Source organism: Agrobacterium genomosp. 2 str. CFBP 5494, assembly GCF_900013495.1.
Lineage (GTDB): Bacteria > Pseudomonadota > Alphaproteobacteria > Rhizobiales > Rhizobiaceae > Agrobacterium > Agrobacterium pusense.
On the sequence record NZ_LT009719.1, the window covers coordinates 1,668,914 to 1,689,832 of the forward strand.

The window sequence follows — 20,919 nt, forward strand, 5'->3', positions numbered from 1 at the left end:
TAGCGGCTTTCTCATGGTCGGCAGGCGGGATCATCCGTCACAGGGGTGGATGATCCCGGTCTTGGAAGAGAGGTGGATCGGTCCGACGGCGTGGTCGGACTGCCGTGATCAGGCGGCGGCCTTCTTCTTCGCCTCTTCGCGTTCGCGAATACCCTCGCGGACGAGGGGCAGGATGTATCGTCCGTAGTCTACGGCATCATTATAGTTGTCGTATCCACGGATCGAAATCAGATCGGCGCCAAGGTCGATATAGTCGAGAATGGAGTCGGCGATCGTGCGTGGCGACCCGACCAGGGCGGTCGTCGCGCCGCTGGCATTGGTGGCGGTAACTGTCGGATACCAGAGTGCGCGGTCATGGACGTCGCCGCGCTTGGCGATATCCAGCAGACGCTGGGACCCGATATTGGCAGGAGGGGCTGCATTGACCGGGGCACGAGACAGGCCCTTCTGGCGGTTCTCGTTCAGACGTTCGAGAACCCTGTGCGCCTTTTCCCAGGCCAGTTCATCCGTTTCGGCGACGATCGGCCGGAATGTAACCCAGATCCGGGGGCGGTCGGCGCGTCCGGCTTTTGCGGATTCGGCGTAGATACGGTCAATCTGCTGTTTTGTTTCAGCCAGCGGTTCGCCCCAGAGGCCGAAAATGTCGCAAAGGGAGCCGCCGATACGATAAGCAGCATCCGAAGAGCCGCCGAGCGAAATCGGGATAAGGCCATTGGTCGGACGCACGGCGCTGCGGAACTGCTTGAACTGGTAATATTTGCCTTCGAAATCGAACGGCTCCGTCGAAGCCCATGCAAGGCGAAGAATGCGGATATATTCTTCCTGACGCTCGTAACGCTCTTCCTTGTTGAGGAAATCGCCTTCGCGTGCCTGCTCCTCGTCGCTCCCGCCCGCGATGAAGTGGACGACCACGCGTCCGCCGCTCAACTGGTCGAGTGTGGCGAGGGACTTGGCCGCAACCGTCGGATAAACCGTGTTGGGGCGGAGCGCGACAATGATCTTGATGTTCTTCGTGTGCGCAAGCACCGTCGCACCCAGCGTGAAAGGATCGAACGAAGAGGAGGAATAGGGAATGAGCGTGTAGTTGAACCCGTAGTCATCCAGTGCCCGCGCGTAACGTTCCAGAAACAGCGGATCGACCGGAGCATCAGGGATGGGGTTCAGATCATTGGATGCGTTGGGAAAGCTGACGCTGATGAATTCCGCAGCCATGGGAGCTCCTTGCTGTTTCTAATGTCGAGTGAAAGCTAAAGCCGACGTGGCATATGAGGAAGACAGGTCTTTCTATTTCTATGGAAAATGTAGAAAATATTGCCTGACTATTCTGGTGGCCTAGAACCGGCGATTGCCGCCGGGCCTGCATCTGCGTCATAAGGGCCGGGTTTCCACCCCAGGGAGGGAGCAACCGTCGTCGCAAGATCGGTGAGCAATCTTACGTTTTCGGTCAATCCGAAAGCCGGAGGCAAAAAGAGGACGAGCTCATCTGCGGCCGCCAGCCCGGGGTCGCTCAGTACCGCCTCAATGACCGTATCCGGTGCGCCCTGAAAAACGGGGGAAATCATGGCACCAGCCGGTTGGCCGGCAGGAGCCAGAGCACCCTTCGGGCGTGAGGCCGCAATGCCGACTGTGCGACGTTCAAGGTCATAGGCGGCATATTTTTCCCGCAGTTCCGGAGTGGTGCCGACCAGGATCGACGCTGCAACGGCGACCGGAGGCGGCGTTGTCTTCCAGATTCGCAGCCAGTGGGTGCGATAGGCATCGATGATACGCGCCTGATATTGGCCAAACGTCTCGCCTTCGTCCTGATCGTGAAGGACGGTACCGGAAATCAGGCCGATACCGAGTTCGGCGGCCTGAATCGCTGAATCGATACTGGCGGAGCCCTGTCGGATACGGCTGCGCAAGGTAGGGCTGTGTGGGGTCACCCGCAACTCGGCTCCCGGAGGCGCACCAACGTCGTTCGGCGTAACAACGTGCAGAACATCACCGGCAATGGCGGCAAGAAAACGCGACTGTCGCCGCTTTGCCTCTGTCCGGGCATCGGTATCCACGGATCCGAATACGGCATCGAACGCCCCATTTGCCCCGGTTGAAATCGCAAGTTCAAGCCGGCCGTCGATCAGCAGGTCGGTCGTGCCCGCCGCTTCGGCCAGCAGAATAGGGTCCTGATAACGCATCGGAATGACGGCGGAGCCAAGCGTAATGTGCCGCGTATGCTGGCCGACCGCCGCAAAGAAGGGCAACGGGGAAGAAAGATAGTGGTCGAAATGGCGCTGATAGGCCCAGCCGGACTGATACCCCAGCCTTTCCGCCTGTCTGAACAATTCTATGCCCTGTCGGAGCCCCTGTGCCGGACCGTCATCGTCGTTGAATGATACCCGCGTATTGAAACCCAGCCGGCTTTTCGGCCGGAACAATGCGGGAAGGTCGCGCGACGCTGCTGCAATATTCATGCGAGTTGTTCCTTCCGCAGCGCGTGCGGGGCTGCATGGGTGCGGGCCATTCCGGCGATGCCCGATGGGATGGAGTTCAGCAGCGACGCGGTGTATTCGTGTCGCGGATTGCCGAAAATCTCGGTTACGGTCCCATGTTCGACAATGCGGCCTCGCTGCATCACGGAAACGCTGTGCGCAAGTTGTCTGACGAGGGCGAGGTCATGCGAAACAAAGACATAGGTCAGTCCGAGCTCGCCTGCAGCGACAGCAGGACCTCGACGATATCCGCCTGAACGCTGACATCGAGAGCGGATGTGGGTTCGTCCAACACGATCACATCAGGCTTGAGGACCAGCGAACGGGCAATTGCCACACGCTGACGCTGCCCGCCTGACAGGGCTGATGGCTTACGTTCCATGAGGTGCTCGCTCAAGCCGACATTTGCGAGAGCTTGCCGCACCTGCTCGGATCGCTCCTTCGGAGTACCGATCTCGAATCTGTCGAGCGGCTCACGAACAAGCTGGCCCACCTTCCATGTCGGGTCGAGTGACGTGAACGGGTTCTGGTAAACCAGTTGCAGATGCCGCCATACCGACCGCAGGGAAGCGCGGCTCTTGCTTGTAACGCTCTCGTCGGCAACCGTGATGGTGCCGCTTTCCGGCTGCTCGAGCCCCAGCAGCAGGCGGATGGTCGTTGTTTTCCCGGAGCCGGATTCGCCGACAAGCGCGTGCGTCGTGCCTGCCGGAACCGTAAACGAAATATCATCCACAGCGGTCAGGGTTTTGCCATCGACGGTGAAGCGCTTGGTGACGCCGCTGACAGCGATCTTTGGCGATTTGTCACTATCGAGAAGGCTGAACCCCGGATCGCGAAATTTGGCATAACGCTCCGGGTTGAGCGCGGGCACGTCGCCATGGAGTTTTTTGGCATAGGGAGAGGAGGGGGAGGAAAAAACAGCCGATGTCCTGCCCGCTTCCTGCACGACGCCGTTCTTCAGCACGACGAGATTGTCCGCCCTCTCCGCCGCTATTGCGAGATCATGGGTGATGAGAAGCAGGCTGATGTTCAGCTCATCGCGAAGACGGGAGAGGAGATCGAGAATGCGTTTCTGGATTGTGACGTCGAGCGCCGAAGTCGGCTCATCCGCCACCAGCAGCGCGGGGCGCGGTAATATTGCGAGCGCGATCAGCACGCGCTGCAGCATTCCGCCCGACAGTTGATGCGGATAGGAATCGTAAACCCGTTGCGGATTGTCGAGACCCACCTTCGCGAATGTTTCCAGAATGAGGAGCTTGCGGATTGCGGGGTTGGCCTCTTGCGTCAGCGCTGCCGCCTCCAGCGCCTGCGCGCCGATTGTTCTCACTGGATTGAGAGAGTTGCCCGGATCCTGCGGCACGAAGCCGATTTCGCGGCCACGAAAAGGCCTGAAGCGCCGTTCCGGCAATGCCAGAATGTCCTGTCTGTCGAAAACGACCCGGCCCTTGGCGTTTGCGCCGTTGGGAAGCAGTCTTAGTACAGCCTTTGCGATGGTCGACTTTCCCGAACCGGATTCTCCGATCAGCGCAAGGCTTTCGCCACGCCCAAGCTCGAAGCTGACACCGTGCACGACCTCCTGCCGCCCGTAGGACACGGCAAGATTTTCAACGCCGAGGAGGGGTATGGCGGGCTGCGGAGCCTCTGCCACTGTCCGGGGAGGGGTCGGCGCTGTTTTCAATGCGATTTGCGAAGCCATCGGCTGATCCTGTTGACAGAGAGGACGGTCACGATCGTAACGAACGCGGGCGCATAAACGAGCCAGGGCCATTTGAGGTAGTCCTTGCCGATCGAGATCAGCAGGCCCCAGTCGGAAGAGGGCGGCGGATCGCCGTAGCCGAGGAAGGCGAGGCTGGCGATGACGAGAATGGACTCGCCGAATTGCAGGACGGCCAGCGGCAACATCGAGCGGGATGCGTTTGGCAGCACATGTCTCAGCACGATGTAGCCGCGTGAGCCACCCGAGAGAAACGATGCCTCCACGAAGGTCGCCTGACGCGTCTTGATGACCTCTGAGCGCGTCACACGGGCGAAGAAGGCGATCGCCGATATGCCTGTCGCAATGGCGGCGTTGATTGTCTCGAAGCCGATTGCCGTGACGATGATGACCGCCAGCAGGAACTTCGGGATGGATAACAGCACGTCGACAAAACGTGCAAAGACGATATCCACCCAGCCGCCGAAAAATCCGGCAAGCAGACCGATCACACCGCCGATGACGACGCCGATGACGACAGCGACCAAAGCGCTCGATACAGATGAAGCGGTGCCATAAACGACCCTTGTATAGAGATCGCGTCCGAGATGATCCGTGCCGAACCAATGGGCAAAACTTGGCGCAAGAAGCTTGTCAGCCGGGACGCCGTTGATCGGGCTTTGGGTGGTGAAAAGCTGCGGTGCAATCGACCAGGCGACGACGATTGCGATGACAAGCAGGGAGAGGGCGACCGTTGCAGTTATGTTGAGAGTTTTCAGTCTCTCCAACGGATTGCTGATGGAAGCCGGGCTGGAAATAAGGCTCATGGTTTGGCCCCCGTTTCAAGGCCAAGCGACGTGTCATCGATCGTCGACAGGCGGCGTTTTCGGCCAACGATAATTTTCACCCTTGGATCGAGCAGCGGATAGAGGAGGTCGGCGATGAGGTTGACGACGACGAACACCACGGCCCCCAGCGAGACGATCGCCTGCAGGACCGGCAGATCCTGAGTGCTGACGGAACGCTGGACGAGACTGCCGATACCGGTGCGGCCGAATACCGTCTCCGTAATCAGCGAGTTCCCCAGAAGTTCGCCGACGGTGAGGGCGATAACCGTCACCACGGGCAAGGAGGCAGGCTTGAGGAGATGTGTTGCAAAAAGCCGTCTTGGCCCGATGCCGCGACTGCGGGCAACCGCTGCGTAATCCTGCTCTGCCTCATGATCGAGATTGGCGATCAGGACCTCCGCGATCTGTGCGGAAAACGGTATGCCGATGGTGATCGCCGCAAACAGCGTGGCCCAGAAACTGTCGGGTTCGATGACCCGGAACAGCCTGAGCTGAAAACCGAAAAGGTGGATCAGAAACAGGCCGATGACGAAATTGGGTGTCGACAGGAACAGGGAAGGGAAGGCACGCAGCAATCCCTGTCCGTAACGCTTCGGCACGACCTGCGTGCCGTAGGCGACCGCAAAGGCGAGGATCAGCGCCACGGTCAGCCCGGCGGTGGCCAAGACCAGCGTCGATGGCAGCACCTCGGCGATGAGCGTCGAGACCGGTCGGTTGGAGCGCATCGAGATGCCCAGATCGCCTGTCAGGAAGGCCGACAGGGAGTGCCAGAGCTGCACGATGATCGGCCTGTCCAGCCCCTGCGCCGCAATGATTTCGGCAATCTCCTGCTCGCTAAAACCGTTTTGCGGGTTGCGCAGAACGCTGGTGATCGGGTCGCCAGGCAGGACGCTGACGACCACGAAGGTGAAGACATAGGCCAGAAGGATGACGACGATCGCCTGGCCGAGCCGCTTTGCGGCGTAGGTTAGGTAGGCATTGCTCATGCCGTCACCTCCTTGACGTTACTCGGTGGGTGCTGGCGTCATTCGGCAATGAACGCTGTATAATAGCTGGCATAAGCGACGCCGTTATAGACTTCGCCCTTCAGCTTCGGCGATTGCACGTAAATGCGCTGAACGATTTGCGTGCGCGGGATGAAGTAACCCTGTTCCAGCACGTATTTTTGCAGGCCATCGAGCAGAGGCTTCCGATCCTCGACGGAACCTGCACCAGCGATCTTGTCGCGCAGGTCGTTGAGCGTCGCATCACGCTCGTCCAGCGCAAACCAGTTCTCGCCATTATTGGCATTGGTCAGGATGCTGGCGACCGTGCCGGCGTCGATGAAGCTGCGCGTGACTTCATATGTGGGAACGGCAGCGCCACCGAATTTGACCTTCTCGCCATAGGTCACGACATCATAAGCCCTGATATTGACCTTCCATCCAAGCCTGCCGAGCTGCTGGGCAATCAGCTCATCGACTGATTTCGAGGTTGCCAGATAAGGATTGGAATGGATCGTCAATTCCAGCGGCTTGCCGTCCTTCACGCGAACGCCGTCCGCACCCTTGACCCATCCGGCTTCGTCCAGAAGCTTTTCCGACTTGTCCGGGTTGTAGGCGAGGAGATCGCTGTGATCCGTGGCTCCCGGGACGTTGCTCTGGATGAAGGACGTCGCGAGCTTCCAGTCCTGCGTATAGACTGTGTCGATGATTTCCTGACGGTTGATACCTGCCTGAAGTGCCAGACGCACCTTCACATCATCATAGGGCTGAAGCTTGGTGTTGACGGCCCAGCCGTTGACGAAGCCGAGATAACGCGGGGTCGCGATGGTGAAGCCTTCCTCCTTGAGCGATTTCAGTTCCTGGGGCGAGGCGTTGTACGCGACATCCGCCTGACCGGACTGAACGGAGGCGACGCGAAGGGATGGCTCAGAGACCAGCTTGTAGGTGATGGTATCGAGATAGGCGGGGCCGGTGTGGCCGACTGCGGCGGGACCCCAATTATAGTCCTTGCGCTTGACCAGGGTGACGTGGTCGCCCTCTTTCCAGGACTCCACTACATAAGGTCCGCTGCCTGCGGTCTTGCTGAGGTCCGCCTGCTGGCCGGCAGGCTGGGCAATGGTCTTGGGAGAGATCAGGATGGAGCCGTGGTAGCCAAGCGTCGGAATGAACCCGAGCGTGGGCTTCTTGAAGAAAACCTTGACCGTCGTCGCATCAACCGCTTCGGCGTGATCATAGGTCTTGGGGAAGAGGCCGATCGGGTTGATGCCCTCGTTCTTGCGGCCGGCATACCAGATGTCGAGATTGGCAACGACGGCCTTGGCATCCAGCGGTTCGCCATCGGAGAAAGTCACGCCGCTTTTGAGGTGGAGGGTGAACTCCGTCGCGGTGTCGTTCTGCTCCCAGCGCTCGGCAATCCACGGGCTGACCTTGCCTTCGGCATCGACGTACAGCAGCTTATCCGTGACATGACCCCATATGTGGCCCTGGAAACTGGAGATCGCGCTGTTGTTGGGGATCCACGTGTCGCCCAGGGAATCGATCAGAAACGTGATGTCACCGCCATCATGTGGCGTGTCTGCGGCCACAGCACTCAAAGGTGCAGCCGTCGATAAAAACAACGAGGCGGAAACAGCGAGCGAAGCCGTAAGAAGCAGCCGACGACGCGAAAGAGACGATGAGAAAGGACGCTTTGTCATTGTATGATCCTGAAAATTCCAAAGTTTTTCGTTGCAATTTCGGCATCTCCTGGGATGCGCGTGCTTCTGCGGTGGCTGCTCAAACGCATGTCAAACCGTTGCCGCGCCGGCCTCTCGGCCGAGCAGGAGATGTTTAGGTTCATTGGTGGCCTGATTGGGCGACGCGACGCTAGCGAGCGGTTCCCGAGAACCTGCGTGGCAGAGGAGCGCGCCCGCTTCTACATATTCCAGTCATGGCGCGATCCCTTCTGCGCTGTCCGTCTTGCCCTTAACCTAGCAGTCAGGCGTGAGGGAGAAAGACTGGTTATTCTTTTTCTATGGATTTAGTGAATTATTTTATCGTCATTTCGGCGGCTGTTTGGATTGGTGTTTCAGGGCCCCTTGGAATGCGGGGTTCCGGCGTGGAGTGACGACGGCTCGGCGTCTGGGCCGACCTGTTCTCGCGATAGAAATCGCATGGCCTGGAAAATTGTCACGGGCGGCAGAGCCCCGGTGAAGCGCTCGATATCCACCTTCGCGATCTGGCCGGTCGATGCCTGCGACAGTTTCGATGTGCCGATATCGCGGGTCAGAATATTTGGATTTCCGTGGATGCATATCGAGTTTTCGGCAGTTGGATCCTCTGATTCGAACCAGGCGCCGGTAGCGAGCTGCATTACCCCCGGCATGACGTCTTCACTGAGAAGGGCGCCTGCCAGGCAGCTGCCGCGCTGATTAAAAAGCCTCACGACATCGCCGTCAGATATTCCACGGGCCGAGGCGTCGGCTGGATGGATACGGACGGGCTCCCTGTCCATGATCTTGGTGGAACGGCTGAAATCGCCATAGTCCAGCTGACTGTGCAGGCGTTGATATGGTTGATTGCAGACGAGATGCAGCGGATAGAGGTGCGCATCGTCTGGAGTTTCCATTCTGGGTGGATACCAGCGCGGATGACCCTTGCAGTCATCATAACCGAAACCCTCGACGGTCCCGGAAAAAATCTCGATCTTTCCTGAGGGGGTCGCCAGCGGTTTCGTTGCGGGATTCTCAAGGAAAGCGCGCGCCGGTCCACCGTCGTCCGGCTTGACTGGAAGGGGCATTTCTCCGCGTTTCCAGAAGGTTTCAAAGTCCGGCGCCTCATGGCCCGACGCGGCAAGTGCCTGACGGGTCGTTTCGTATAGAAAGGCAAGCCATTCTCCGCTGCTGCGGTTTTCGGTGAAGGCCTCGAACCTGCCGAGTTCGCGGGCAATGCCGGCGAATATTTCGTAATCGTCGCGTGCTTCGCCGACGGGGGCGATCAGGCGCTTCATGGCGATCATCAGCGGATCGCGATCGGCGGCGCCGATGTCGTCACGCTCAAGCGTGGTCGTGGCAGGCAGCACGATATCGGCGTGTCTGGCGGTGGAGGTCCAGGCGGACTCGTGGACGATGATCGTTTCCGGCCGCCTGAAAGCGGCTCGCAACCGGTTGATATCCTGATGATGGTGAAATGGATTGCCGCCCGCCCAATAGACAAGCCGGATGTCAGGATAAAGAAGCGTGCGCCCGTTGTAATGGAACTCGGCGCCGGGATTGAGCAGCATATCGGAGATGCGTGCGCAGGGAATATAGTCCGGCACAGGGTTCTTGAATTGCTGCAGCGTTGGCAGGGGAACGGCGAGCAGATTCTTGCCGATATTGCCCAGCGCGCCAAGGGAATAAGAAAATCCGCCGCCGTCCGATCCGATCTGGCCGAGCATGGCGGCAAGCACAATGCCCATCCACACCGGCTGCTCTCCGTAATCGGCCCGCTGCAGCGAATGACTGACGGTGATCAGGGTTCTCGAACCGGCCATCCTGCGCGCCAGCTTGCGTATTGCGTCCGGCGCGATGTTGCAGATTTCGGCCGCCCATTCCGGGCTCTTGTGCTGGCCGTCCTCCCTGCCGAGAAGATAGTTTTCGAACCGATCATATCCGACCGTATAACGCTCCAGAAACGTCCGGTCGTGCAGCCCTTCCGTAACGAGGACGTGCGCCAGCCCGAGCATCATCGCCACGTCGGTGCCCGGGATGATGGGAAGCCACTCGGCATCCGCCTCAGCGGGGAAATCGTCTGCCAGAGGGCTGATGAATGTGAAATGCGCACCGCGAGCCTTCGCGCCGGCAAGTTTTTGCCGGACCGTGTGCGTGCTGATCCCTCCGCCGTGGACATCGGCATTCTTGATCGCCATCCCGCCAAAGGCGAGCACCAGCTCGCTGCTGCGTTCGATGGCATCCCAGGTCACGCTCTTTCGGTCGAAGCTATCATAAGGGCCCAGGACATGGGGGATTATGACCATGGCCGCACCGGAACTATAGGTGGTGACCGACCGGACATATCCGCCGAGGACATTCAAGAAGCGGTGAATCTGGCTTTGCGCGTGATGAAAGCGACCGGCACTGGACCAGCCGTAGGAGCCGCCGAACACGGCGCTTGGACCGTGACTGTCGTAGACCCGCCTCAGTTCGTCGGCGACCAGTGTCGTCGCTTCGGCCCAGCTGACCTCGACATAGTCGTCAGCGCCCCGTCGCTGTGCATGGTCGGTTTCGCGCTCAAGCCACCCCCGCCGGACAGCGGGCCGTCGGATGCGGACGGGGCTGTCGGCGATCGCCGGAAGATTGCCCAGTAGCGGAGATGGATGGGGGTCGCCGGAGTGAGGCTTTATCTCCAGTCGCCCATTTGTGAGCCGCCCGGAGAAGGCCCCCCAGTGAGAACTGTGAGTCTTGAAGGAATTCATCGTGTCGCCCCAGCGGTCGCGGATCGCAAAGTAACATTCTATCTCGGCAGGATTTTGCCGGGATTCATGATGCCGGCTGGATCGACTGCATGTTTGATGAGCGCCATAAGATCGACCGCGTCACCATGTTCTTCACGCAGGTAGGCGATCTTGCCGGTGCCCACGCCATGTTCGCCGGTCGAGGTGCCGCCGACCGAGAGGGCGTATTGCACCATCTTCTTGTTGATGGCCGCCACCTCGCCGAGCTCTTCCGCATTGCCGGGATCGACCGCGAAGACGACATGATAATTGCCATCGCCGACATGGCCGAGAATGGCAGCCGGTACGCTGCAATCCTGCAGGAGCTCGCGGGTCTTCAATATGCAGTTGCTGAGCTGCGAGACCGGAACACAGACATCCGAAGACCAGCCTTTGGCGTTTGGCCTTTGCGATACGACAGCATAAAACGCGTTGTGGCGCGCTTTCCAGAGGCGATTGCGTTCTTCAGGGGCGTTGGCCCACTCGAAATCCTTGCCGCCATGGTCTTCCACAATGGCGGACACCATATCGACCTGCTCCTGAACGCCGGCGGGCGAGCCGTGAAACTCGAAAGCCAATGTGTCCTCGATCTTCAGCTCCAGCCCGGAATAGGCATTGACGGCCGTGATCATTCCACGGTCCATGAGCTCCATGCGGGCGACGGGAATGCCGAGTTGCACGACCTGAATGGCCGCCGCGACTGCCTGTTCGACGTTCTCGAAAGAGCAGAGCGCCGCCGAGATGGTTTCGGGTATTCCATAGAGGCGAAGGGTTATTTCGGTGATGATCCCCAGCGTTCCTTCCGAACCCACGAAAAGCCGCGTCAGGTCGTATCCGGCAGAAGACTTTCTGGCGCGACCGCCGGTTTTGATAACCTGGCCGGTCGGCAGCACCACGGTCAGGCCCAGTACGTTTTCACGCATTGTTCCGTAGCGGACGGCGTTGGTGCCGGAAGCGCGGGTTGCAGCCATGCCGCCAATCGAAGCGTTTGCGCCGGGATCGATGGGAAAGAACAGTCCCATGTCTCGCAGATATGTGTTCAACTGCTCCCGCGTTACCCCGGCCTCGACCGTACAATCCAGATCTTCACTGCTGATACGGGTGATTTTCGACATGCGTGAAAGGTCGATCGAGACCCCGCCATTGACGGCTGTCAGATGCCCTTCCAGCGAAGTGCCGGCGCCAAAAGCGATGACGGGCACCCTTTCCGCCGCACATAGCCGCACGACCTCGGACACTTCGGAGGTGGTTTCCGCGAAAGCGACCGCGTCGGGAAAGGCGGCTGCGTGATGCGCCTCGCCGCGCCCGTGCTGCTCGCGCAGTGTCGGCGACGTTGAAAGACGCTCCCCGAGGAGGTCTCGCAGGGATCGGATGAGAGAAGGAGACAGGTCAGGCATAAAACATTCCGTGTAGGCGGGTCGCAAAACGCTGCGACAGACTTACAAACGTTGAGGGCGAGGCGCGCGGCCGGCGACGCCATCTGGCAGTGAACATCAGGCGGCCAGTTTTTCGCCCCTGAGATGACGCTCGAGGAACGGAAGGCTGTCCTGCCCCCAGTAGAGTTCATCCTGATAGCGATAGGTCGGAACCCCGAACACACCGGCGGCCCTGGCAGCTTCGAAGCTCGCCTTCTGCAAGACAGCAACCGCGTCGCTTTTGCCATGTTCATCGAGGGCTGCAGCATCGAAGCCTGCAGCCGTCGCGATGGCCTGGCGGATGTCGGCCTTGCCGATGTCTTCACGGCGGACCCAGAAAGCCTCCTGCAGTGCAACTGCAAGCTTCAGCCAGTCTTCACCGGTTTCGATTGCCGCCGCAACCATCAAGCCTGCCGGGGACGGATCCGAGAGCGCAGCGCGATTGTCGAAATTGAGCACTTTTCCGCGCAATGCCGCCCACCGCTTCAGATCCGTGATCCAGTAGGCGCGTCTGGCCTCCGGGCGATTTTTTGAGTAAATGCCACCGTTTTCCTCGATCAGCGGAATAACGTGAGGGCGGATAGTGGCGCCCTGCTGTTTCGCCAGGGCGGCAAAGGGTTCAACACCAATGAAGGCCCAGGGTGAGCCGATGCTGAAGAAATAATCGATCGTCTTTGTCATTGTCTGCTGCTTTCAGTTCGGTTGATCGGTGGAGGCGGCGGCCGTGGCGAAAACGGAGAGAGCGCAGTCACGCGCGATCAGCACCGCCTTGGGGTCACGTCCAACCGCGACGGTCGCCAGCGCCCCTTCGTAGAGAAGTGAGAGATGGGCGGCGGCGATGTCCACTGTGCTGCCGGCCCTTGCCAGGATAGCGGCGAACAGGTCCTTGACCTTCGCCTTATGGGTACGCGCAACGAACACGACCCGCTCGGATTCGCCATGTTCGGCAACCGCGAGAGCGAAGGCGCAGCCGCGAAAATCCGCGCTGTCGGCCTTTTCGTGGAGTTGCTCGAAAATCAGCCGGATCTGCTCCTTCGGAGCCATGTCCGCATCCACCACGTTCTGAAGCGCGTGGATCACCCGCTCATGACGCGCTTCCAGATAGGCTGCAACAAGATGATCCTTCGAAGGGAAATGCCGGTAGAGCGTCGCCTTCGCGACATTCGCTTCCTCGATGATCCGATCGATGCCGACAGCCCGGATGCCTTCGCGATAGAAGAGCGTGCCGGCGGCGGTGAGTATATGGTCTGATATGGCTTCTCTCATTATATCGTTTCACACTGTCGTTTGATAAATCGCACTGCTTGAGGCCGCCGGTCACGAAGGGCTGGCGGGATTGGGCTGCGCCGGCCTGTCCGGGCCGGTGATGAGCGACGTGATTGCATCGAGCGGCAGCGGCTTTGAAAATCCGCCCTGTTGCGCCAGTTTGCCGGCCAGCGTCTGAACAGCGTCGTTATAGGGCGTTGGCACATTGTGAAGCCGGCCGAGCAATACGATCTCTCCGTTGAGGAAATCCACCTCACTTGAGGCTCCGCGCCTGAAACTCTGCCACGTCGATTGCTGGCCCGGGTGAATGCCGCTGTTCGGCGCTACTCGCCAGTTCGAGATGTCTACGGTTCGCTCGGAGGGTGAGGCGAGGGTGTAACCTGCCGCGTCAAGCACATGGCGGGCTTCATCCACCAGCGCCGCGCTGATCTTGTCGTTCAGATCGGCCGGGCCGTCGAACAGTTCGAGGACGTTGCGAACGTTGTGAAGGAGCTTTGCTGCTTTCCAGCGGCGGATATCGTCGCTGGCCTCGGCAAGATATCCCGCCCTGTTGAGGTCTGCCGTGACCTGCGTCGTCACGTCATCCTGTCCGAGCGGAAAACGCCCGACCGTCACGATGCCTAGTTGCGGCTCGCCGCCAACCACCACCTTCCCGGTTTCTGTGAACCGCGCCGGTGTCAGAATGCTTGCGCCATACACCCTGGAGAATGTTCTCAGGGCATTGGCTTCAGTCGCCAGTCCATTTTGAAAAGTCACTATAGGCAGCTGTGCAGCCGCCGGTGCCGTCGTGTTGGAGACGTTCTGCCAGGACCAGAAGGCGAGTGCGCTTATGGCATCCTGAGCCTTCACGGTGAGCAGGAGGATGTCATCCCGTCTCAATTCCGGAAGATCCGTCAGGTCGAAGACCTTCAGATCGATCTGCCGCGTCTGTGCGGGTCGTTGAAAGGTGAGGCCATGCTGCCTGATATGGCTTATCTGGGCTCCCCGCCCGAAAAGTGCATAATCAATGCCGGAAAGTGCAAACTGTGCTGCAAGGCTCGCGCCCACCGCGCCGGCGCCAATGATAACATAACGTGGCATCTGTCGTTTCTCGTCCTGTCTTTTTACGCTCCGGATTTACGGAGATATTGGTGTGGTGATTGGTTCGGCGGTTTCGGTGGCGGTTGAGGACGGTGGCAGGATGCGTTCAGGAGCATTCTCAACGGATCGTAAGGCCTTCGAGCGGGGCAAAGGAAGACCGGTCATTCTATATCTACTAATTTTATAGAAAATAAGTTCCCGAAACCGGTGATTTCGGGAGAGATTGCGCCGCCCCGGCCCGCCCCTTGTATCGCCGGGGCAAGGGCGCGCCTTCGTTATACCGTCAGCCGCAATGGAATTTATTTGATAGCGAAACCGAGGCGGCGCAGCGTCCGGCTCAGTTCCGCACGGCCCTTCAGCGCGGCGGCGTTCTCCACACGCTGGGCAATGGGCCCTGTCCAGCCATTTTGGGGCAGGCCCTGTTTTTCCTGAAACACCTTTAATACCTCATCATAAGAATTGAGGTCATCGTGGGCGGGTTCCGAATAGGTTTCATGAAACAGAATGGATGATTGTGACAAGCGCGGTTTGACATCTGTTTTTACCGCCGGGTCAGGATAGCCGACCGTCAGGCCGAAGACGGCAACCGTCTCGGCAGGTAGGTTGAGTTCGCGGGCCACGTCCTCCGGCCTGTTGCGGATGCCGCCGACGTAGCAAGAGCCCAGGCCGACTGAATCAATTGCGGCTACAGCGTTCTGCGCTGCCAATGCAGCGTCGATGGCGCCGATCAGGAAGCTTTCCAGGTAATCCAGTCCTTCACCCTCATTCCCCTGGCTTGAAGCGACCGTGCGCAACCGCTTCAGGTCGATAAGCCAGATGAGGAAAATGGGGGCATCCTTTATATGGGCGTTGCCGCCGGTGAAACCCGCCAGTCGTGCCTTGCGCTCCTTGTCCTGCACCGCAACCACACTCCACGCCTGAAGATTGGATGATGTGGGCGCTGATTGCGCGGCGGCGACCAGAAGCTCCAGGCTGCCCTCCGGGAGAGCCTTGGGCAGATAGGCGCGGGCGGTGCGATGGTTCAGCAAGGCGTCGATGGTGTCATTCCAGAAAGGCGGAGAAAAATCGGCCTGCGTTCCATAACGGGCCTCGACGCGCTGCTGTGGGATTTCCAGTTTGGTAATCGGACTGGGCGGGGTCATCGGATGAAACTCCATAATTGGGGGTGGAAGGGTCGGGCTCGAATGTGCGGATCAGAAAGGTGGCAAATTCCTGTGATTTGATATGGCCGGCCGAGGCATCTGCCGAGCAATGTCCTTCTCAATCGCGATTTTGAGATGAAACAACATTTCCACGGGAATGCTGAAACAAACGCCGGCGAGATTTCTTCGCATTCCACCATCTGCTCCGGATGCGCAACGAAGATCCCGATGGATGGGGCAATTCAGCGCGAGTTTTGGTGCCTGCTTGCGTAAGTACTGAAATAAAATTCCGCAAGGAATGATTTCTTCGACAAGGAGGAAGAATTTTATCCTTAGGAATGCGCTGCATTGCCCCGATGCTTTCGTCATCGAAACGACGTTTTCCAACGGGGATTTTCATGACGATCGGACGCCGGCAGTTCAATAAAATGCTTCTTTTGGCAACGGCAGGAACGGCCCTGCCTGGTTCGGTCTTCGCAGCGGGTGGCGATGCGAGCCGGCCCGTCTCCGGCGGCACGCTCAGGCTGCTCTATCGTGTCGATCCCGGCAACGCGCTTTTCGCCATCAACACATCGTCAGGCACGGGGCAGGCGATCGGCCCGAAGATTGTTGAAGGCCTCCTCACATTCGATTTCGACCTCAAGCCGCAGCCCTTGCTGGCAACGGAATGGTCCGTTTCCGATGACCACCTGCGTTATACGTTCAAACTCAGGCCAAATGTGAAATGGCATGACGGCAAAGATTTTACGTCGGAAGACGTTGCCTTTTCGATTTTCCGCCTGAAAGAAGCACACCCGCGCGGCCGCATAACCTACCAGAACGTTCAGGCGGTGGAGACGCCGGATCCCCTCACTGCCATTATCGTTCTGTCCAAACCCGCACCGTTTCTCATTGCTGCGCAATCGAGTTCGGAATCGCCGATCGTGCCGAAGCATATTTTCGAAAAGCTGAAGCCCGCCGATGGCCAGACGCTGCAGACTGCTATTGGCACCGGCCCCTTCAAACTGACCGAATGGACGCCGGGGAGCCATCTGATCTTCGATCGAAATCCCGATTATTGGGATGCTGGCAAACCTTATCTTGATCGCATCATCCTGCGCATCATCACCGACCCGGCTGCGCGGGCAGTGGCGCTGGAGACGGGGGAAGTGGATCTTGGCGACAACCCCGTGCCGCTGGCGGATCTCGAACGGCTGAAGCAGAACCCCGATCTCGTTCTGGATACGAATACCTATGCCTATGCGGGTCCGCAGCAGCAGTTGTTCTTCAATTACGATAACGAAATCTTCCGCAAGAAAGATGTTCGCCTGGCCATTGCGAAGGCAATAAACCTCGACGAGATCGTCAATGTGGCGCTCTTCGGTTATGCGCAGATATCACCCAGCCCCGTCAGCACGGCCCTTCCCAACTGGTATGATGCTTCGGTCAAGCCATATGCCTACGACCCGAAAGAAGCGGAAAAGTTACTCGACGCGGCGGGATATCCGCGCAAGGAGGACGGCAAGCGTTTTCCAGTACGATTGACGTATAATTCCTATCTGACACCAGGCTATGCCGATGTTCTTCGCAGCCAGCTTGAAAAGATCGGCATTGCCGTTGAAATCCGCAAATACGGCCTGCCAACCTATCTGAAAACTGTCTACACCGACCGCGCCTTTGATCTGGTGGTGGAATCCCTCTCCAATACCTTCGACCCGTCGCTCGGCATCCAGCGCGCCTACTGGAGCAAGAATTTCAAGATCGGGCTGCCCTTTTCCAATGCGGCAAACTACGCCAATCCAGAGGCGGATGCGCTTCTTGAGGCGGCCGCCATCGAACCGGATCCGAAGAAACGCTGGGTAACCTGGAGCAAGTTCCAGCATCTTATCCATGACGACGTCGCCTCCGTCGATCTCGTGGCGGCGGGAAGCCAGATCGTGGCGCACAAGCGGGTCAGGAACTATGTCACCGGCGCGCAGGGGCTGAACTGGAGTTTCGGCGATCTGTGGCTCGATCCGACCGCTTGAAACCCCGCATGAAAATTCAGGATTTGTCAGGAGAAAACGCAATGTCCGTATTTGCTGTAACAAAAGATCGTCTCATCGAATGGCTGCGGGATGGCAGGGAACTTGCGGTTCTGGATATCCGCACAGCCGTGGAGGTGGGGTATGCTTCACCGCTATTTGCCACCAACCTTCCGGTTGACAGGCTGGAGGCGGAAATCGATCGCTTCATTCCTCGTCCCGTCGTGCGCACCGTGCTGGTGGATGATGGAAAAGGCGGCGCTGAGCAGGCGGCCGAACGGCTTGCCGCCAAGGGTTGGACCGACATTCATTTTCTGCGCGGCGGAATTCCCGCATGGACCGAAGGTGGCGTCGAGGCGTTGCCGACATTCGATATTCCTGGCGTTCCTTTCGTTCAGAAGGTGAGAAGCGAGAAAAACACGCCTGTGGTTTTTGCGCGTGAGCTCAAGGCGTGGCGGGACGCCGGAGAGGATGTTGTCATCCTCGATACGCGCACATTGCCGGAATATGAAAAGGCACATGTGCCCGGTGCGATCGGTGTGCCGGGTGCGGAACTCCTGCTGCGCTTTTCCGATCTCGTTCCCTCGCCAAAAACTAGGGTCGTCGTCTCCTGCGCGGGCCTGCCCCGCGCAATTCTCGGCGCGCAGACATTGATCGACGCCGGTGTAGAAAACGATGTCAGTTACCTGCATGATGGGACGCGCGGCTGGACGGATGATGGATTTGAGCTGGAAACAGGCCCCTCCCGAACATATTCGCATGTGAGCGCCAACGCGAAAGAGATTGCAGAGGCGCGGTTGAAGGCCTTTTCCAGGGATGACGATCTGCTCTTCATCGACCGTCCGACTGCCGAGACATGGTTGAAGGACCCATCACGAACGACCTATTTCCTGGACGTGCGCACACCGGAAGAGTTCGAGACTTCCCATCTGCAGGGCTCAATTTCGTCGGAAGGCGGGCAGCTTCTCGGTGTCGCCTATCGAACGATCGCGGTGCGCGGTGCCCGGGTCATTCTGGTGGATGACCTGCTCGGCGCCCGCGCCAGGGTCGTGGCCCACTGGCTAAAACGCAGAGGGTTCGAAATCGCGCTCCATTTACACGACTTCGAACAGGGTGCCGAAGCGGCAGCCGCCTAGACCCGGCCGGGTGTTCGCCAGACTGCTCCACAGACAGGAATTTGCAATGACCAATGCCAGCCATGCCTGGGGTTCTGCGCCCAGCAAACGTTTTGACGCGATCGCCGAGAGGTTTCGGGGAATTTTTTCCGAAATCGGCGAAGATTCAATACGACACGATCTGGAACGCGAGCTTCGTTTCGATGACTACGAAGCTTTGAAAAAGGCTGGCTTTTCCAGATTGCGCCTGCCGGAGAAGTTTGGTGGTCTGGGCCTGACGCTTCCCGAGCTTTTTGGCTTGATCATTGAACTCGCGCAGGCGGATCCCAACCTCACCAATGCTTACCGCAGCCATCTCGGCTTTACGGAGGATCTGCTGAATGCACCACCTTCGCCATGGCGGGATGCGTGGCTGGAGCGGATCGGGCATGGCGAAACCATTGGCAGCGGCTTTTCGGAAATCGGGGATGCAAAGCTTGGAACCTATTCCACCCAGCTCACGCGGGATGGCGGCGGCTGGCGGCTGAATGGCGAGAAATATTATACGACCGGCTCGCTCTATGCCGACTGGATCACGCTTGGAGCCGTTGATGGTGATGGTGTACCGGTTGGTGCGCTTGTTCCCACAAAGGCCGAAGGCGTCGAGATCGTCAACGACTGGGATGGTTTCGGACAGGCGCTGACGGCAAGCGGCACGGCGCGTTTTACCGACGTGGCGATTTCCGAAGACCTGATCAAGCCAAGCGCGCTTCGTTTCAGCTATTCTGGCGGCTTTTTCCAGCTCGTCCATCTCGCCTCGCTTGCCGGGATCGGCCGCGCGGCCGCATTGGAAATCGCCCGCCATGTTGCGGAGCGCAAACGCGTCTATCAACGCAGTAACGCCGCGCGTTTTTCTGAAGACCCTCAGGTGCTTCAGGTCGTGGGGCGGATCAGGGGTGCGGCCTATAGCGCCGGCGCCATCGTGTTAAAGGCCGCAGAAGCCCTGCAGGCTGCCTATGATGCCAATCTCTCTGGAGACGAGAAGCGCATTGCATCTGCGAACCGTGACGCGGAGCTGGAGGTCAGCCAGTCGGTTACGGTGGTCAGCAACCTTATCCTGGATGCGTCCACTGTCCTCTTCGATGCGCTTGGCGCCTCAGCCGCAAAACGCAGCCATGGTCTTGATCGTCACTGGCGAAACGCCCGCACGATAACCTCACACAATCCCCGTATCTATCACGACCGTATCGTTGGAGATTTCGCCGTGAACGGCGCCTCACCGGCGCCAAATGGAGGCGTGGGGATAGCACCGCAAACGCAGAAGGAAAAATCCGAAGCATGATCAAAACATGCGGTCCGACGGGCGATACGCATTGGAGCCTGTTGTTCGGTATCCACGCAGTGCAAACAGGGTAGTGAAATTGGGCAGGATCTATCGGGATTTTACAGAACTCGTCGGCAATACGCCGCTGGTGGAACTCGCCAGAATTCGGACGAAATACAATCTCCAATCGCGCATTCTCGCCAAGATCGAGTACCTCAATCCCGCAGGCAGTGTCAAAGACCGCACCGCCTGGGGCATCATATGTGAGGCTGAGAAGAGCGGCCGATTGAAGCCGGGCGATCTTCTTTTCGATTTGACCAGTGGCAATACAGGCATCGGAATTGCGGCGGTTGCCTCCGCACGCGGCTATCGCACGAAATTTTATCTTCGCAATACCATCAGCGAAGACAAGATCAACATCCTCAGACAGTTCGGCTCCGAGATCGAACTGATCGAAAATGAGGAGCTGTTCCAGCCGGATGCCATCCATCGCATCATCGACAGGATCAAGGCTGAAAATCCGGATGCATTTTATACCGGCCAGCGTTCAAATGATGCCAACCCGCAGGTTCATTTCGAGACGACCGGGCCGGAAATCTGGCGCGATACCGAAGGTGACGTCGATATCCTGGTCGCCACCGTTGGTACGGGCGGCACCGTGTCCGGTGCCGGGCGCTTCCTGAAGGCGCAAAAACCGGAGATAAGGATCGTTGTTGCCGAGCCGACACCGCAGTCCGTTCCATCCCCCGAAAACCCCGACGCTTCCACGATCGAAGGCGTCCACAAGGTGACCGAGGTGGAGGAAGGGACCTTGCCGGAGACCTACGACAAGAGCGTCGTGGATGAAGTCATTGCCGTTACCACCGAAGAGGCGCGGCGGGCAGCGCTTGCGGTGGCCAGAGAGGAGGGCTTCCTTGTGGGAACCTCATCCGGTGCGGCCATCTTTGCCGCGATCGAGCTTTCCCGCCGCGCGGAAAACGACGGCAAGACGATTGCGGTCGTGTTTCCGGATAGCGGCGAGCGCTATCTTTCGCTCTTTGATGCCCCTGACTGAAAAGTCTGCTCGCATGGTTCGCGGCCCCGGAGAAGTTTGAACTGTGCCCGTGAATGACCATGTCGGCGAAATCATTGCCCCCTGACGCCGGAT

The 20,919-nt window shown here is 59.0% G+C and carries 15 protein-coding genes and 1 pseudogene; 4 read left to right on the forward strand and 12 right to left on the reverse strand.

Going from position 1 to position 20,919, the window contains the following annotated elements; all coding sequences use genetic code 11:
- Positions 1–108: 108 nt before the first annotated feature.
- The 12 genes and pseudogenes from AGR2A_RS22610 to AGR2A_RS22670 all read right to left on the reverse strand — a co-directional run bounded on the left by AGR2A_RS22610 (position 109) and on the right by AGR2A_RS22670 (position 15,351).
- Positions 109–1,212 carry an LLM class flavin-dependent oxidoreductase gene (locus AGR2A_RS22610; protein ID WP_072493099.1) on the reverse strand — a complete coding sequence of 368 codons (1,104 nt, stop codon included), beginning with the start codon at positions 1,210–1,212 and terminating at the stop codon, positions 109–111.
- A gap of 107 nt (positions 1,213–1,319) precedes the next feature.
- Positions 1,320–2,453 carry an LLM class flavin-dependent oxidoreductase gene (locus AGR2A_RS22615; protein WP_072493098.1) on the reverse strand — a complete coding sequence of 378 codons (1,134 nt, stop codon included), beginning with the start codon at positions 2,451–2,453 and terminating at the stop codon, positions 1,320–1,322.
- Positions 2,450–4,167, reverse strand: a pseudogene (locus AGR2A_RS22620) (dipeptide ABC transporter ATP-binding protein). The gene AGR2A_RS22615 and the pseudogene AGR2A_RS22620 overlap by 4 nt, the downstream one beginning before the upstream one ends.
- On the reverse strand, positions 4,146–4,991 hold the full coding sequence (locus AGR2A_RS22625) for an ABC transporter permease (protein ID WP_072493097.1): 846 nt from the start codon (positions 4,989–4,991) through the stop codon (positions 4,146–4,148). The pseudogene AGR2A_RS22620 and the gene AGR2A_RS22625 overlap by 22 nt, the downstream one beginning before the upstream one ends.
- A complete protein-coding gene (locus tag AGR2A_RS22630) occupies positions 4,988–5,998 on the reverse strand; it encodes an ABC transporter permease (protein ID WP_072493096.1) in 1,011 nt (336 codons plus the stop codon). Before AGR2A_RS22630 ends, AGR2A_RS22625 begins: the two co-directional genes overlap by 4 nt.
- Before the next feature lie 38 nt (positions 5,999–6,036).
- Positions 6,037–7,692, reverse strand: coding sequence for an ABC transporter substrate-binding protein (locus AGR2A_RS22635; RefSeq protein ID WP_072493095.1), 1,656 nt, complete (start codon positions 7,690–7,692; stop codon positions 6,037–6,039).
- A gap of 371 nt (positions 7,693–8,063) precedes the next feature.
- Positions 8,064–10,430, reverse strand: a complete 2,367-nt coding sequence (locus tag AGR2A_RS22645; RefSeq protein ID WP_234797327.1) for a molybdopterin guanine dinucleotide-containing S/N-oxide reductase — start codon at positions 10,428–10,430, stop codon at positions 8,064–8,066.
- Positions 10,431–10,468: 38 nt separating this feature from the next.
- On the reverse strand, positions 10,469–11,845 hold the full coding sequence (locus tag AGR2A_RS22650; RefSeq protein WP_080823378.1) for an FAD-binding oxidoreductase: 1,377 nt from the start codon (positions 11,843–11,845) through the stop codon (positions 10,469–10,471).
- Positions 11,846–11,941: 96 nt separating this feature from the next.
- Positions 11,942–12,544 carry a 2-hydroxychromene-2-carboxylate isomerase gene (locus AGR2A_RS22655; protein ID WP_072493093.1) on the reverse strand — a complete coding sequence of 201 codons (603 nt, stop codon included), beginning with the start codon at positions 12,542–12,544 and terminating at the stop codon, positions 11,942–11,944.
- Positions 12,545–12,556: 12 nt separating this feature from the next.
- Positions 12,557–13,129: a TetR/AcrR family transcriptional regulator gene (locus AGR2A_RS22660; RefSeq protein ID WP_072493092.1), complete on the reverse strand. Its 573-nt coding sequence runs from the start codon at positions 13,127–13,129 to the stop codon at positions 12,557–12,559.
- A 51-nt stretch (positions 13,130–13,180) separates the two neighbouring features.
- A complete protein-coding gene (locus tag AGR2A_RS22665) occupies positions 13,181–14,209 on the reverse strand; it encodes a ketopantoate reductase family protein (RefSeq protein ID WP_072493091.1) in 1,029 nt (342 codons plus the stop codon).
- Positions 14,210–14,508: 299 nt separating this feature from the next.
- Complete coding sequence (locus tag AGR2A_RS22670; protein ID WP_072493090.1) at positions 14,509–15,351, reverse strand: NADPH-dependent oxidoreductase; 843 nt, start codon at positions 15,349–15,351, stop codon at positions 14,509–14,511.
- A 398-nt stretch (positions 15,352–15,749) separates the two neighbouring features.
- Here AGR2A_RS22670 and AGR2A_RS22675 point away from each other — a divergent pair, with 398 nt between their 5' ends.
- The 4 genes from AGR2A_RS22675 (at position 15,750) to AGR2A_RS22690 (ending at position 20,826) form a co-directional block, all read left to right on the forward strand.
- Entirely contained in the window at positions 15,750–17,357 is a 1,608-nt protein-coding gene (locus AGR2A_RS22675) for an ABC transporter substrate-binding protein (RefSeq protein WP_072493426.1), read from the forward strand.
- Positions 17,358–17,398: 41 nt separating this feature from the next.
- The gene (locus AGR2A_RS22680; RefSeq protein ID WP_072493088.1) at positions 17,399–18,490 is read left to right on the forward strand and encodes a rhodanese-like domain-containing protein; all 1,092 of its coding nucleotides are present in this window, start codon (positions 17,399–17,401) and stop codon (positions 18,488–18,490) included.
- A gap of 46 nt (positions 18,491–18,536) precedes the next feature.
- Complete coding sequence (locus AGR2A_RS22685) at positions 18,537–19,790, forward strand: acyl-CoA dehydrogenase family protein (protein WP_072493087.1); 1,254 nt, start codon at positions 18,537–18,539, stop codon at positions 19,788–19,790.
- Between the two features lie 73 nt (positions 19,791–19,863).
- Positions 19,864–20,826 (forward strand): PLP-dependent cysteine synthase family protein, encoded by a 963-nt coding sequence (locus tag AGR2A_RS22690; protein ID WP_234797326.1) that lies wholly within the window; start codon positions 19,864–19,866, stop codon positions 20,824–20,826.
- Positions 20,827–20,919: the final 93 nt, after the last annotated feature.